The organism is Microbulbifer regidiadema (SeqCode) (genome assembly GCF_052466995.1).
Genome location: NZ_CP174297.1, coordinates 4,877,222 through 4,891,992, shown reverse-complemented (window position 1 = coordinate 4,891,992; position 14,771 = coordinate 4,877,222). Strand labels below are relative to the sequence as shown.

Below are 14,771 nucleotides of genomic sequence, written 5' to 3'. Positions count from 1 at the left end.
GTTTATAGGGCGGCAAGCGCCTGCTTGGCCAGTTCTCGCGCAGTGAGATCAATGGCTTCGACTGCCTCGAGTCCCGACAGTTCAACCGTCGGGGCACTATTCATCACTTTTTCTATAACGACGGCAATATCGGTAAACGCCAAGCGCCCCTCAAGGAAAGCCTCTACGGCAATTTCATTCGCTGCATTTAGTACTGTTGGAGCACTCTTTCCCTCATCCACCGCCTCTCGCGCCAAACGCAAGCAGGGAAAACGGTTGAAATCCGGGGCTTCAAAATCCAGCCGCCCCTGGGCGATCAGATCCAGCGCCGCTACACCCGCATCAATACGCTGGGGAAATGCCAGAGCATGGGCAATCGGCGTGCGCATATCCGGATTGCCCATTTGTGCCAGCAGCGAGCCATCCCGATACTGCACCATCGAGTGAATAATACTCTGCGGGTGCACCACAATCTCAATCTGCTCGGGACGCGCATTAAACAAATAGCACGCTTCGATAAATTCGAGCCCTTTATTCATCATTGTGGCGGAATCGACAGAAATCTTCCGCCCCATCGACCAGTTCGGGTGCGCACAGGCCTCATCCGGCGTGACGGCGACCAGTTCGCTCGCCGCCCGCGTGCGGAAGGGACCGCCCGAACCCGTGAGCAGTATTTTCTCTACCCCGGCCCGATCGAGACTTTCACACGGAAATGGCAGGCACTGAAAAATCGCATTGTGCTCACTATCGATTGGCAGCAACTGCGCGCCGCTCTCACTCAGCGCCCTCTGAAATATAGGTCCCGCCATAACCAGGGACTCTTTATTGGCGAGCAACACCTTCTTGCCGGCATCTACCGCCGCCAGTGTTGGGCGCAACCCCGCCGCCCCCACAATTGCCGCCATTACAGTGTCAACTTGAGCATCGGAGGCCACGCGACACAAGCCCTCCACCCCACTCAACACCTGCGTATCCACCTCCCCAACGAGCGACTGGCGCAACTCCTCAGCGCGCACCTCATCTACGACAACCGCAAATTGAGGGTTGAATCGCCGGCACTGCTGGGCGAGCTCGGCAACGCGCTCGCGGGCAGTCAGGGCAAAAATAGAATATTTTTCCGGATGTCGCGCCAGCACATCCAGGGTACTGACACCGATTGAGCCCGTGGAGCCAAGGACAGTGATATTTTGCTGGGGTGTAACTTGCATAAGCCCTTATCGTACCTCTGGGGGCACCGCTAAGGCCCCCAACAATTGTATGCCCGGGACTCGCCGGGCACTTTCGAATGAAACTCAGGGAGTTGGCGATAGAAACGCCGGCTATAGATATTTCGGCAGCTCGCTGGCCAGTGCGGCCATGGTGAAAACTGGGAGGGCAGCGGAAAGACTATCTATCCGGTCGAGGAGACCGCCGTGGCCGGGCAACATATGGCTGCTGTCTTTAATGCCGCGATGCCGCTTGAACATACTCTCCACCAAGTCGCCGATGACCGAGGCCAGAGCCGTTACCAAAACCCCAAAGGTAAACAAGATAGTGTTTTTTAGCGGTAGCTCAAACAGGAAGCACGTGCCCAGAGCCAGGATTAGACAGGCCCCCAGGCCACCAAAAAAGCCCTCCCAGGACTTGCCGGGACTGACCTCACGAGCCAACTTGCGCTTGCCGAACTTGCGCCCGACGAAGTAGGCCCCCACATCCGCCGCCGCAACGATCGCCACCACATAGAGAACCAACCAGGGGCCGTGATCCAAACCGCGCAAAACCACCAGCGACAGCCAGGTCGGCACCAGCACCACAAGGCCAATCAGGCCCCGCACCCAGCGGTTGCCCCAGAGCACGGCACTCGACGGATAGCTCTGCACCCACAAAAAAGCGAGTGCCCACCAACCGCAGGCCACCGCCAAAATCTGGCGGCCGCGATCGATATCCGGGGCATCAAAATTCATAGAAAAGACGTACTGGGCGGTAGCCATCAGGGAGAGACCCAATGCACCCAGGAAAACAAAGCGCAGGGCCCGGTTCAGATTTGAGAGATTGGCCCACTCCCAGCCCCCCAGCAGGATCACCCCGACAAATACCAGCGAAAACCACTGCATTGGAAGCGAAAACAAGACCCCCACAAACAGTGCCAATAGCACCACAGCAGTCATTATTCTTTGTTTTAGCACCGCAAACCCCTTTGTAAGTAGCTTGACCGCCCCGTCTGGATACACTGCACAGACCGAGAGCATGTCGGCAAAGATTTCCAATCAATTTATACGGCAAACCCGGTATTGCGGGCCCGCCCGAATCACGCCTGGGCGATCGCGTCATCCCCCTCGGTGCGACCACCAAAGCGGCGATCGCGCACCCCAAATGCCGCAATCGCTTTATCCAGGGCGGCCTCGTCAAAATCCGGCCAGAGCGTATCAGTAAAATAGAACTCACTGTAAGCGGCCTGCCACAGGATAAAGTTGCTGATACGCTGCTCGCCACTGGAGCGAATCAGAAGATCGACCGGGGGCAGATCTTCGAGCTGCATATATTCGCCGAGCGCATCCTCTGTAATTGAATCCGGATCGCGTGTGCCCTCGGCGACCTCTTGCGCCAACTTGCGCGCCGCCTGGGCAATATCCCAGCGCCCGCCGTAGTCGGCGGCAATAATTAAGTCCCCCTCGGTCCCCGCCCGAGTGATCTCTTCCGCTTCGGCAATGGCGCGCTGTAGACGCGGCGAGAAGCGGTCCCGCCGACCAATCACTCTCAGGCGCACGCCCTCCTCCCGCATCCGTCGGGCCTCTTTGCGCAAGTAGGAATTAAACAGGCTCATCAGCAGCTCGACCTCCTTCGGGGGCCGCTGCCAATTTTCGCTGGAGAAGGCAAACAGGGTGAGCGCTTCTACTCCGCGAGCTTTACAGGCTGAAAGCAACTCGCGGATACGCTCGACACCGGCCTTGTGGCCGGCTGAAGGGGGGAGGCCCTTGCGGGCGGCCCAGCGCCCATTGCCATCCATAATAATGGCGATGTGGCGCGGGCCTGGAGCATTTAGCTCGGTACCACCGATGCTCATTAAATTTCCATCAGGTCTTTTTCTTTCGCTGCCAGTGCTTTGTCCACATCAGCGACAAACTGGTCGGTAATTTTCTGGATGTCGTCACCAGCGCGGCGCTCATCATCCTCAGAAATTTCCTTGTCCTTGACCAGTGACTTCACATCCGCCAGCGCATCGCGGCGAATATTGCGGATGGAAACTCGCGCGGTCTCCGCCTCACCCCTGGCCTGGCGAATAAAGGTCTTGCGGGTCTCTTCAGTCAGCATCGGCATCGGGATGCGAATAACCGCACCGGCCGTGCTGGGATTGAGGCCCAGATCGGACTTCATAATGGCCTTTTCGATATCGGGAACCAGGTTTTTCTCCCAGGGAGTTACGGAGAGGGTGCGCGCATCCTCAACAGTCACATTGGCCACCTGGGACAGCGGGGTATCAGAGCCGTAATAGGAAACCTGAATACCATCGAGAATACTCGGGTGGGCACGGCCGGTGCGAATCTTGTTGAAATTTCCAGCCAGGGCGTCGAGCGCTTTGCCCATACGGGTTTTCGCGTCTGTTTTTATATCTTCAATCACGATTTCACTTCCTCTTCAATTAAGGTGCCTTCCTCGCCGCCGACCACAATATTCAGCAGCGCGCCACTCTTATCCATACGGAATACGCGCACCGGCATATTGTGCTCGCGACACAGGCAGATAGCGGTCAAATCCATCACGCCGAGCTTCTTGTCGAGAACCTCATCGTAAGTCAACTGGTCGTAGCGAGTTGCTGTCGGGTCGAGCTTGGGATCGGCAGAGTAGACGCCATCAACCTTGGTGGCCTTCAAGACCAGCTCGGCCTCAATTTCGATACCGCGCAAACAGGCTGCGGAGTCGGTGGTAAAGAACGGGTTGCCGGTGCCGGCAGCAAAGATCAAAACTTCGCCACGCTCCAGGTAGCGAATGGCCGCACGGCGATCGTAGTGATCGACAATGCCGCTCATTTGAATCGAGGACATCACTCTCGAGGAGATATCAGATCTCTCCAGGGCGTCGCGCAGTGCCAGGGCATTCATTACCGTGGCGAGCATTCCCATGTGGTCGCCAGTCACGCGATCGAGACCCGCAGCGCTCAGCGCGGCCCCGCGGAACAGGTTGCCACCGCCAACAACCAGGCCCACCTGGACGCCGATACCGACCAACTGTCCGATCTCCAGGGCCATTTTGTCCAGCACCTTGGGACTGATACCGAAACCCTGATCACCCATCAGCTCTTCGCCGCTGAGCTTTAACAAAATTCTCTTATATTTGCGGTCTTTAATACCGGGCATTCGTTAGTCCCCTTCAATGTACCTGTTAGTGGCCAGGCCTTGCCGCTGAACATTACAACAATTTCAGTCATTTACACAGAGGGGCGCCCCACTGTGGGCAAAAAACCCCAGTGGAAGCACCCCCTGCGAATGAGTACCCGAGGGCACCCAATAGTGTGCGATTAAGAAGAGGACTTAACCTGGGCCGCAACTTCCGCTGCGAAGTCCACCTCTTCCTTCTCGATACCTTCACCCACTTCGTAGCGAACAAAGGAAACCACATCGGCACCGGCGTCTTTAACCAGCTTGCCGATGCTTACATCCGGGTTCTTAACGAAAGGCTGCTCTACCAAGCTGTTCTCTTTCAGGAACTTCTTGATACGGCCGCCCATCATTTTCTCTACGATTTCAGCCGGCTTGCCTTCCATATCCGGCTGAGCCTTGATGATGTCCTTTTCTTTTTCCAGGACGTCAGCAGGCATATCTTCCGGCTTGTTCACCTGCGGGTTAACCGCAGTCACGTGCATAGCAACATCTTTAGCCAGCTCGATCTCGCCACCGCTCAGAGCTACCAGGGCAGCGATGCGGTTGTTGGAGTGAACGTAAGCGCCAACTACCGGCGCTTCAACCAGCTCGATTCGACGCACGCCGATGTTCTCACCGATTTTCTGTACCAGAGCTTCACGAGCATTTTCCAGCTCGCCTTCCATCAGCGCGGCAACGTCTTGCTGGCGATCGGCAAATGCCTTCTCTACAACCTTGGCAACAAACGCCTGGAAGTTTTCATCGCGGGCAACGAAGTCGGTCTCGGAGTTCACTTCAACCAGTACGCCGTAGGTGCCGTCTTCTGCAACTTTAGCGGCAACAACGCCGTCAGCAGCGGTACGGCCAGCTTTTTTAGCGGCCTTCAGGCCGGAGGCTTTGCGCAGGTCTTCGATCGCCTTTTCGATATCGCCATCGGCAGCGGTCAGAGCCTTCTTACACTCCATCATCGGCAGGCCGGTGCGCTCGCGCAGTTCTTTTACCATAGACGCGGTAATCGCCATGATTCAATCCTCGGGGTTCTGTCACTAAAAAATTAGAAAAAAGGGGCCGTAATTCGGGCCCCTTTTTGAGTTCGCAGTGTAAAACAAGCGTGTTACACCACTTAGCCCTGCAAATTACTCTGCAGCAGCTTCGTCATCGCTAGCTTCGACGTACTCGTCCTTCGCAACGCTGTTACCAGCTTCTGCGGCGCCGGCAAGTACGGCGTCGGCTACAGCGGTGGTGTACAGCTTGATTGCGCGGATAGCGTCGTCGTTACCGGGGATCACGTAATCAACACCAGCGGGATCGCTGTTAGTGTCGACAACACCGATTACGGGAATACCCAGCTTGTTAGCTTCCTGGATAGCGATGCGCTCGTGCTCAACGTCGATTACGAAGATCGCGTCAGGCAGGCCACCCATATCCTTAATACCACCGATGGAGCGCTCGAGCTTGTCCATAGCACGGGTACGCATCAGAGCTTCTTTCTTGGTCAGCTTCTCGAAAGTACCGTCCTGAGACTGGGCTTCCAGCTCGCGGAAACGCTTGATAGAAGCGCGGATGGTTTTGTAGTTGGTGAGCATACCACCCAGCCAGCGGTTGCTGACGTAAGGCTGGCCACAACGCTCTGCCTGCTCTTTGATAGATTTCTGAGCGGCACGCTTGGTGCCAACAAACATAATCTTTTTCTTCTGAGCAGTCATACCCTTGATGATCTGCAGGGCTTCGTTGAAAGCCGGTACAGTGTGCTCAAGGTTGATGATGTGAATCTTGTTGCGGGCACCAAAGATGAATTGACCCATCTTCGGGTTCCAGTAGCGGGTCTGGTGACCAAAGTGAACACCAGCCTGCAGCATATCGCGCATACTTACTTGCGGCATAATAAACCTCTATCTATACGGGTTAGTCCTCCACGTATCCCATGCGTCAACCCTTGAGGGCACCCAGACACATGTGTCGATGCGTGTGCGGCTTTTACTCACCCGGGGAGCACCCCCAGGCGGCGCGCTTTATACCACAATCGGCCCCCTTAGTGAAGGCGTGACACCAATTTCGCGCAAAGGGTCACGCCGACACCGCATTCCCGAGATGCCTGGATCACCCCTGCGCCAATAGCGGCAAAATGTGTCCTACAGCCAGCAATCCGCTACAATAGCCCGCCTCTTGGGCGCTACCCGCCCCAACCCAGAAACAAAGGATACGCATGACCTCAGCCATTAAGACCCCAGAACAAATCGCCAAGATGCGCACCGCTGGCCGCCTGGCCGCAGAGGTGCTGGAAATGATTGGCGAGTATGTCGTTCCAGGAGTCACCACTGAAGAACTGGATAGACGCTGCCACGAACATATCGTGAAGGTACAAAAAGCGATCCCGGCCTGCCTCGGCTATCGCGGCTTTCCAAAATCTATCTGCACTTCCGTCAACGAAGTGGTCTGCCACGGCATCCCCTCCGAGAGCAAAATTCTCAAGAAGGGCGACATCATCAATATCGATGTAACCGTTATCAAAGATGGCTGGTACGGTGACACCAGCAAGATGTTTTTTGTCGGCAAGCCCGCCGCTCACGCCGAGCGCCTGGTGAAAATCACCCAGGAGTGCATGTACAAAGCCATCGAGATTGTTCGCCCCGGCACTACCCTCGGCGATATTGGCCACGTTATCCAACAGCACGCCGAGAAAAACTACTATTCAGTCGTTCGCGACTTCTGCGGGCACGGCATCGGCGACGTCTTCCACGAAGACCCGCAAATTCTTCACTACGGTCAACCCGGCACCGGGGAAGTACTCAAAGAGGGCATGACCTTCACCATTGAGCCGATGATTAACGCGGGCAAAGCGGGCACGCGGGTACTGGGTGACGGCTGGACTGCGGTAACCAAGGACCGCCGCCTCTCCGCCCAGTGGGAGCACACCATGGTGGTAACCAGCAACGGGGTAGAAGTACTCACCGCGCGCGGCGAAGAGAGCTTCTAAGCCGCACCGGTGGCGCCGCGAGAGACTCACAACTCACTCGCGGCGCCGCTGCGACAACTCCCCGCAAACTGAACTCAAGCCGCTCTTCACTTGCGGCAGCCCAAGAGCCAAACGGACTTACCATGCAGCCGGCAAGCCCCCCCTACTTCGAACGCCCCCTGTTTTTCTTTGACCAGTCCCGTTTTCGCCGGGATTTAAGCTCCGGTGACAAGCCCACGCTGGAAATATTTAAAGATGCTGTCGGCGCAGCCGAGCGGCAACTGGCAGAGCGTTTTCGCGAGGGAGAGGACGTCGTCACCCTGGTACACGAGCGCGCCCTATTTGTGGACTGCCTTCTGCACTACGCCTGGCACCAGTTCGAGTGGGCCGAGGGCATAGGGCTTCTCGCTGTGGGTGGCTACGGGCGCGGCGAACTGCACCCCCACTCCGATATCGATTTGCTGATCCTCTCCTGCGAGCACCCAGCTGCGGAGACCATCGACAATATTGAGCGCCTGGTGGCCTTTTTGTGGGACCTGGGACTCGATATCGGTCACTCGGTGCGAAATATCCAAGAGTGCCTGGAGCTGGCGGCAACCGATATCACCGTCGCCACCAACCTCACCGAATCCCGCACAGTTGTCGGTGACAGTGCCGTGGGTGAGCAGCTGGCCGCGCAAGTGGAGCACAAAAGGCTCTGGCCCACCGAAGAGTTCTTCAAAGCCAAGCTCGCCGAGCAGAGAAAGCGGCACAGTAACCAGCAGGCCGCCGAATATATTCTCGAACCCAATATTAAAAACTCCCCCGGGGGCCTGCGGGATATCCAGACAATCGCCTGGGTGGCCAAATATTTTTTCCAGGTGCGCACCCTGAAGCAACTACAGGGCAAGGCATTTTTTACCGAGGAGGAGTTCGCCATATTGCAGTCCGGGGAGACCTTTCTCTGGCGGGTGCGCTACGGCCTGCACCTTCTCGCCGGCCGCGCAGAAGAGCGACTGCTATTCGACTACCAGAGAGAACTGGCCAAGCAATTCGGCTATGTGGATAGCGACACCCAGCTCGCCGTTGAGCAGTTTATGCACAACTACTATCGCATTGTGATGGCGCTACAGGAATTGAACGATGTGCTGCTTCAATACCTCGGCGAAGCCATTCTTCAGCGCAAGGGCAGTCAGCTGGTCATCCCCTTAAACGAGCGATTCCAACTGCGCGACGGCAATATTGAGGTCGCCTACCCGCAGGTATTTAACCGGGAGCCCTCGGCCCTGCTGGAGATCTTCGTGCTGATGGCCAACAATCCGGAGATTAGCGGAGTGCGGGCCTCCACTATCCGCCTGATTCGCGAGCACCGACACCTGATCGACGACCAGTTCCGCACAGATCCGAAAAACACCCAGCTGTTTATGCAGCTGCTGCGCTCGCCGCGAGGCTTGTCGACACAGCTATCGCGCATGACCCGCTACCGCATTCTCGGGCGATACCTACCGGAATTTGGCCGGGTAACCGGACAGATGCAACACGACCTGTTCCACATCTACACCGTGGATGCGCACACCCTGCAAGTTGTGCGCAATATGCGCAGCTTCCGGAGTCCCGAGGCGCGGGAGAAATTCCCCATCGCGGCGGAAATCCTCGATCGCCTGCGCCAGCCGGAACTGCTGTATATCGCCGGCCTCTACCACGATATCGCCAAGGGGCGCGGCGGCGACCACTCCAAGCTGGGCGTTGTAGATGCGGCGGAATTCTGCCAGCGCCACCAACTGCCCGCCCGCGACCGGCGACTGGTTTGCTGGCTGGTGGAAAAGCATCTGCTGATGAGCCAGGTATCGCAAAAGCAGGACATCAGTGATCCCGAAGTGGTACACGCCTTCGCCCGCGAAATGGGCGACCGGGAGCACCTCGACTACCTGTACGCCCTCACTGTCGCCGATATCAATGCCACCAATCCGGAACTCTGGAACAGCTGGCGGGCGAGCTTGATGCGCCAACTCTATCAGGCCACCCGCCACGCCCTGCGCCGGGGCCTGGAAAACCCTATCGACCGGGAAGAAATTATCGAAGAGACCCGCTGCCAGGCAATGGAAAAACTGACCGCTATGGGACTCCCACAGGCCTCAGTGGAAAATATCTGGGCGCAGATGGGGGAGGACTATTTTGTTCGCGAGACCGCAGACAATATCACCTGGCATACTTCGGCTATCCACGAACTGCACAGCAGCCCGGACACTAGCCAAAAAGACACCCTGGTTTTAACCCGCAACTCGGGCCCCGGCGAACACGATGGCGCCACCCAGGTTTTTGTCTACACCCCGGATAGAGCCAACGTATTTGCCGCTGCGGTGACCGGCCTGGATATGCTCAACCTGAACATTCACGATGCGCGCCTGTACAGCTCGGCCTCCGGCTATACCCTGGATACCTTCTATGTGCTGGACGAGGCGGGTCAACCGCTCCTGGATGAACCCCAGCGCCTGGCACAGATTCGCGATACCCTACAACAGGAGTTGGCCCTGGTTGAGGACTACTCAAAAATTATTCAGCGGCGCACACCCCGCCGCCTGAAAATGTTTGAGTTAAAGAGCCAGGCCCACCTGTCCACCGAACCCGGCGATCACTACAGCACCCTGGAAATCACCAGTGCCGACAGACCCGGCTTGCTGGCCCGCATCGCGCGAATTTTTATCGCTCACGATCTGCGCCTGCACAATGCAAAAATTTCGACACTCGGCGAACGGGTTGAAGATATTTTTCACATTACCGATGCCGAGGGCTCACCGCTTAACGATATCGAGGCCAACCGCGCACTGGAAAAAGCCATCTGTGCTGAATTGAACAACCAAGACGCCTAACCGGAAAACACCCGAGGCCCGCTCACGACCATGAATCCACATCTGGAACAATTGCAGCCCTATCCATTCACCAAGCTGCAAGCCCTGAAAGAGGGCCTCCAAGCGGCGGACAAGCCGCATATTGCGCTATCGATCGGCGAGCCCAAACACGCACCGCCAGAATTTGTCCGCACCGAGCTCGTTCGACACCTGGACAAGCTCGCCGCCTACCCATTGACCAAAGGTATCGAACCCCTGCGGCAGGCAATCGCCGACTGGCTGTGCCGGCGCTTTCAGCTCTCCAATGTGAGTGCCGACAGCCAGGTGCTACCGGTCAACGGGACTCGGGAAGCGCTTTTTGCCTTCGCCCAGGCGAGCGTTGCCGCCGACAGCAAAGTCCTGATGCCCAACCCCTTTTACCAAATCTACGAGGGCGCCGCCCTGCTCGCCGGAGCGCAGCCGCACTTTATTAACTGTGTGGCGGAAAACCAATTCAAAGCGGACTTCGCCTCGGTGCCGGAATCCGTGTGGCAGCAGTGCGAATTGCTGTACCTGTGCTCCCCCGGCAATCCCACCGGTGCCCTCCTCGACATTGAAGATTTCAAACAGCTGATAGAGAAAGCGGATCGCTACAATTTCACCATCGCTTCCGATGAGTGTTATTCAGAGCTGTACTTCGATGAGTCATCGCCACCGGCGGGCCTGCTGCAGGCCTGCGAGACGATGGGGCGAACAGACTTTCACCGCTGCGTGGTATTCCACAGCCTATCAAAGCGTTCAAACCTGCCCGGACTGCGCTCGGGCTTTATCGCCGGAGACGCCGATCTACTGCAAAAATTTTTGCTCTACCGCACCTATCACGGCTGTGCCATGCCGCTGCCCAACCAGTACGCCTCCATCGCAGCCTGGCAAGACGAGGAACATGTGCGCCAAAACCGCGCACTCTACAGCGAAAAATTTTCTTCAGTTCTCGAAATTCTCGATGGCTGCCTCGACGTTGAGCAGCCACAGGCAAGTTTTTATTTGTGGCCCAATGTCGGTGACGGTGAACGCTTTGCCAGGGAACTCTATGAGGCGCAAAATATCACGGTACTACCCGGCGCCTTTCTCGCGCGCGATAGCGCCGGCCGAAACCCCGGCCGCGAGTATGTGCGCCTGGCACTGGTAGCGACACTGCAAGAGTGCATCGACGCCGCGCACCGCATAAAGGCATTTTGCAGCTAAGACAAACTCACTCTTCGAGAAGAGCTAACAACTCGAAACAACCAGCGGCTCAAGAACAGACAGGAACCCCACGCCCAGGCACCGTTTAATCATGGCAGTAAAAAATCTACTCAAACAAGAGCGCGTCAATTATATCTTGCAGCGCCTGGAGGAACTCTACCCGGAAACGCCCGTTCCTCTCGATCACAAAGACCCCTATACCCTACTAGTTGCGGTACTGCTCTCCGCCCAGTGTACCGACGAACGGGTCAATCAGGTAACTCCGGCACTCTGGCAACTGGCAGACAACCCCAGGGATATGGCGCAGGTCCCGGTAGAAGAGATCCAGAAAGTCATTCGCCCCTGCGGCCTGTCTCCGCAAAAATCCAAAGCCATCAGCAAGCTGTCGCAGATCCTGATCAATGAGTACCACAGTGAAGTGCCAGAGAATATGGCCGCGCTGGAAACCCTGCCCGGGGTCGGACACAAAACCGCCGGCGTAGTGATGTCACAGGCTTTTGGACACCCAGCTTTTCCCGTCGACACCCATATTCACCGCCTGGCCCAGCGCTGGGGTCTGACCAATGGTAAAAATGTCGCCCAAACTGAAAAAGACCTGAAGCGACTGTTCCCCAAAGACAAGTGGAATAAATTGCATTTGCAGATTATTTTCTACGGCCGCGAGTTCTGCTCTGCGCGGGGTTGCGACGGCACTGTTTGTGAAATATGCACCACCTGCTACCCCAACCGTAAAACCCCCAAGAAAACCAAAAAGGCGTAACCGTGATTACTCTGTACGGCATTAAAAACTGTGACACCGTAAAAAAAGCCCGCAAGTGGCTGGAGAAAAATGGCGTCGATTATCACTTTCACGATTTTCGCGCAGACGGCATGGAGAGTGTCCCCCTGCAAGCCTGGCTGGATAAGTTTGGCTGGCAGGAGGTTCTGAACCGCCGCTCAACCAGCTGGCGCGAACTGAGCGATGCGCAGAAAAACGCCATGGACAACGCACTCGCCTTTGACCTGGCCAGTGCCACGCCCACCCTGATTAAGCGCCCGGTCACCACCACCTCAACAGAAACCCTTTTCGGTTTTAAAGAGGTGACCTTCGAACAACTGCAAAGCTAGTCGAATTAGGAGATAACCAGTATGAGCAATATTTACAGTATCGGTTTTGGTGTCGGCACCTGCAACAGCAAGGGCGACTGGCTGGAGGTTTACTACCCCAAACCCCTATTTAAACCCAGTGCGGAAATCGCGAGTGCAGTCGTTGAAACACTCGGCCTGACAGAGGGAAATCACAGCCTCTCCCTGGACCCCTCCCTGTTACACAAATTGGCCGATGCGCTGCAAAGAAGCGGCGCTGCCGAGCAGGCTGAAATCTTGCAGCAGTTCGCCAATACCCAGCGTCCTCTCGCAGCGGTTATCTTGAGCTCTGACGAAGCCCCGCAGTCGGTACCCGAGGCCTACCTCAAGCTACACCTTCTCTCCCACCGCCTGGTCAAACCCCACGAGACCAAACTCGACGGTATTTTTGGCAAGCTGGTTAATGTCGCCTGGACCAACCAGGGCGCCATTGATCTGGAGGAATTGCCCCAACGCCAACTGGAGGCGAGACTCAAGGGCGAGCACCTGGATGTCTCCTGCGTGGATAAATTCCCCAAGATGACCAACTACGTGGTACCGACTGGCGTTCGTATCGCCCACACCGCCCGCGTGCGCCTGGGTGCCTACCTGGGTGAAGGCACCACTATCATGCACGAGGGCTTTGTTAACTTTAATGCGGGTACCGAAGGGCCCGGCATGATTGAAGGGCGTATTTCCGCCGGCGTCTTTGTCGGCGCCGGTTCCGATCTCGGCGGCAGCAGCTCCACTATGGGCACCCTGTCCGGTGGCGGAAATATCATTATCTCAGTGGGCGATAACTGTCTGCTCGGCGCCAATGCCGGCATCGGTATTCCTCTCGGCGACCGCTGTACTGTGGAGGCCGGGCTCTACATCACCGCCGGTAGCAAAGTCGCCCTGCTAGATGACAGCGGCAAGTTGGTAGAGCACGTCAAGGCTCGCGACCTGGCCGGAAAGTCCGATTTGCTATTCCGCCGCAACTCCACCAGTGGCGCGGTGGAGTGTCTCACTAACAAGAGCGCTATTGAGCTCAACGCAGCTCTACACAGCAATTAAAACGGCGCGGTGCGGGGCTTCTGTTCCGCACCGCAGCGCCCCACCGCTATAGCCGCCCCTTCGCGGCTCACCTCCCCAACACAAGGAAAGCTCACGTGACTCCCACTCTCCAACTCGCTTTCGACCTGATTCGCCGCCGCTCTGTCACCCCCGAAGATGCGGGATGTATGGAGCTGATGATCCAACGTCTGGAAAAAATAGGATTCCAAGTAACAAAATTGCGCCGGGGTGACACCGATAATTTTTGGGCGGTACGGGATGGCTCTAGTGAAGGCCCCCTACTCGCCTTTGCCGGGCACACCGATGTCGTACCCACAGGCCCGGAGCAAAACTGGAGCTGCCCCCCGTTCGAACCAGAAATTCGCGACGGTTTTCTCTACGGGCGCGGCGCGGCGGATATGAAGGGTTCCCTGGCCGCCATGGTGGTTGCCTGTGAGGAGTTCGTTGCGGCACACCCTGACCACAGTGGCCGCATAGCATTTCTGATCACCAGTGACGAAGAGGGCCCCGCGACAAACGGTACCGTTAAGGTTGTCGAGTGGCTTGAGGAACAGGGAGAAAAAATTGACTGCTGTATCGTCGGCGAGCCCTCCAGCAGCGAGCGGGTTGGCGATATCATCAAAAATGGGCGCAGGGGTTCACTCGGTCTGGAACTAAAAGTTCTCGGCACCCAGGGCCATGTAGCCTACCCTCACCTGGCCGAAAATCCGATACACACCCTGGCTCCAGCGCTCGCTGAACTCGCTGCCGAAGAGTGGGACCAGGGGAATGAATTCTTTCCCGCAACCAGTTTCCAGGTTTCCAATATCAATGGCGGCACCGGTGCCACCAATGTTATTCCCGGCGAAGTGGACCTAGTGTGCAACTGGCGCTTTTCCACTGAATTAACCGCCGAAGATCTGGAGAGCCGCGCGCGCGCAATCCTGGATAGGCACAAGCTCAAGTACGAGGCGAATTTTAAATTATCCGGATTGCCCTTTCTCACCGCCGAGGGCCCCCTGGTCCAAGCCACTCAACAGGCCATTCACACAGTCACCGGGGAAGAAACGGAGCTGTCAACTGCCGGCGGCACTTCCGATGGCCGCTTTATTGCCCCCACCGGAGCCCAAGTGGTCGAACTGGGGCCAGTCAATGCCACTATTCACAAGGTGGACGAAAGAGTTGAAGCCGATCACTTAAATATACTCAAAGATATTTATCGAGAGGTCTTAACAGAGTTACTCAGCTAAATTAATTTGGCTCAGGTTAAAGATTCAAAAAGAGCAAAAGCTCAAAGTGTACGCTTGA

The 14,771-nt window shown here is 56.8% G+C and carries 14 protein-coding genes; 7 read left to right on the top strand and 7 right to left on the bottom strand.

The genetic code is table 11. From position 1 onward, the window contains the following. Nucleotides 1-2: 2 nt before the first annotated feature. The 7 genes from ispC to rpsB form a co-directional block, all read right to left on the bottom strand. Nucleotides 3-1,187, bottom strand: coding sequence for a 1-deoxy-D-xylulose-5-phosphate reductoisomerase (ispC, locus tag ACJJIK_RS21435; RefSeq protein ID WP_444931821.1), 1,185 nt, complete (start codon nucleotides 1,185-1,187; stop codon nucleotides 3-5). A 111-nt stretch (nucleotides 1,188-1,298) separates the two neighbouring features. After that, nucleotides 1,299-2,144 carry a phosphatidate cytidylyltransferase gene (locus ACJJIK_RS21430; protein ID WP_444931822.1) on the bottom strand — a complete coding sequence of 282 codons (846 nt, stop codon included), beginning with the start codon at nucleotides 2,142-2,144 and terminating at the stop codon, nucleotides 1,299-1,301. A gap of 122 nt (nucleotides 2,145-2,266) precedes the next feature. After that, a complete protein-coding gene (gene uppS, locus ACJJIK_RS21425) occupies nucleotides 2,267-3,022 on the bottom strand; it encodes a polyprenyl diphosphate synthase (RefSeq protein ID WP_444931823.1) in 756 nt (251 codons plus the stop codon). Then, on the bottom strand, nucleotides 3,022-3,579 hold the full coding sequence (gene frr, locus ACJJIK_RS21420; protein WP_444931824.1) for a ribosome recycling factor: 558 nt from the start codon (nucleotides 3,577-3,579) through the stop codon (nucleotides 3,022-3,024). Before frr ends, uppS begins: the two co-directional genes overlap by 1 nt. After that, a complete protein-coding gene (pyrH, locus tag ACJJIK_RS21415; protein WP_444931825.1) occupies nucleotides 3,576-4,313 on the bottom strand; it encodes a UMP kinase in 738 nt (245 codons plus the stop codon). The genes frr and pyrH overlap by 4 nt, the downstream gene beginning before the upstream one ends. A 161-nt stretch (nucleotides 4,314-4,474) precedes the next feature. Then, nucleotides 4,475-5,338 (bottom strand): translation elongation factor Ts, encoded by an 864-nt coding sequence (tsf, locus tag ACJJIK_RS21410; protein WP_444931826.1) that lies wholly within the window; start codon nucleotides 5,336-5,338, stop codon nucleotides 4,475-4,477. A 114-nt stretch (nucleotides 5,339-5,452) separates the two neighbouring features. Next, a complete protein-coding gene (gene rpsB / locus ACJJIK_RS21405; RefSeq protein ID WP_444931827.1) occupies nucleotides 5,453-6,199 on the bottom strand; it encodes a 30S ribosomal protein S2 in 747 nt (248 codons plus the stop codon). Between the two features lie 323 nt (nucleotides 6,200-6,522). Between rpsB and map the strand changes: the two genes are divergently transcribed. The 7 genes from map (at nucleotide 6,523) to dapE (ending at nucleotide 14,713) form a co-directional block, all read left to right on the top strand. After that, nucleotides 6,523-7,293, top strand: a complete 771-nt coding sequence (gene map / locus ACJJIK_RS21400) for a type I methionyl aminopeptidase (protein ID WP_444931828.1) — start codon at nucleotides 6,523-6,525, stop codon at nucleotides 7,291-7,293. Between the two features lie 122 nt (nucleotides 7,294-7,415). Then, complete coding sequence (locus ACJJIK_RS21395; RefSeq protein ID WP_444943810.1) at nucleotides 7,416-10,121, top strand: [protein-PII] uridylyltransferase; 2,706 nt, start codon at nucleotides 7,416-7,418, stop codon at nucleotides 10,119-10,121. Nucleotides 10,122-10,151: 30 nt separating this feature from the next. Then, complete coding sequence (gene dapC, locus ACJJIK_RS21390) at nucleotides 10,152-11,324, top strand: succinyldiaminopimelate transaminase (protein ID WP_444943809.1); 1,173 nt, start codon at nucleotides 10,152-10,154, stop codon at nucleotides 11,322-11,324. Nucleotides 11,325-11,415: 91 nt separating this feature from the next. Then, nucleotides 11,416-12,084 (top strand): endonuclease III, encoded by a 669-nt coding sequence (gene nth, locus ACJJIK_RS21385; protein WP_444931831.1) that lies wholly within the window; start codon nucleotides 11,416-11,418, stop codon nucleotides 12,082-12,084. 2 nt (nucleotides 12,085-12,086) lie between these two features. Next, nucleotides 12,087-12,431 (top strand): ArsC family reductase, encoded by a 345-nt coding sequence (locus tag ACJJIK_RS21380; protein WP_444943808.1) that lies wholly within the window; start codon nucleotides 12,087-12,089, stop codon nucleotides 12,429-12,431. A gap of 21 nt (nucleotides 12,432-12,452) precedes the next feature. Next, nucleotides 12,453-13,484, top strand: coding sequence for a 2,3,4,5-tetrahydropyridine-2,6-dicarboxylate N-succinyltransferase (gene dapD, locus ACJJIK_RS21375; protein WP_444943807.1), 1,032 nt, complete (start codon nucleotides 12,453-12,455; stop codon nucleotides 13,482-13,484). Nucleotides 13,485-13,579: 95 nt separating this feature from the next. Further along, a complete protein-coding gene (dapE, locus tag ACJJIK_RS21370) occupies nucleotides 13,580-14,713 on the top strand; it encodes a succinyl-diaminopimelate desuccinylase (RefSeq protein ID WP_444943806.1) in 1,134 nt (377 codons plus the stop codon). Nucleotides 14,714-14,771: the final 58 nt, after the last annotated feature.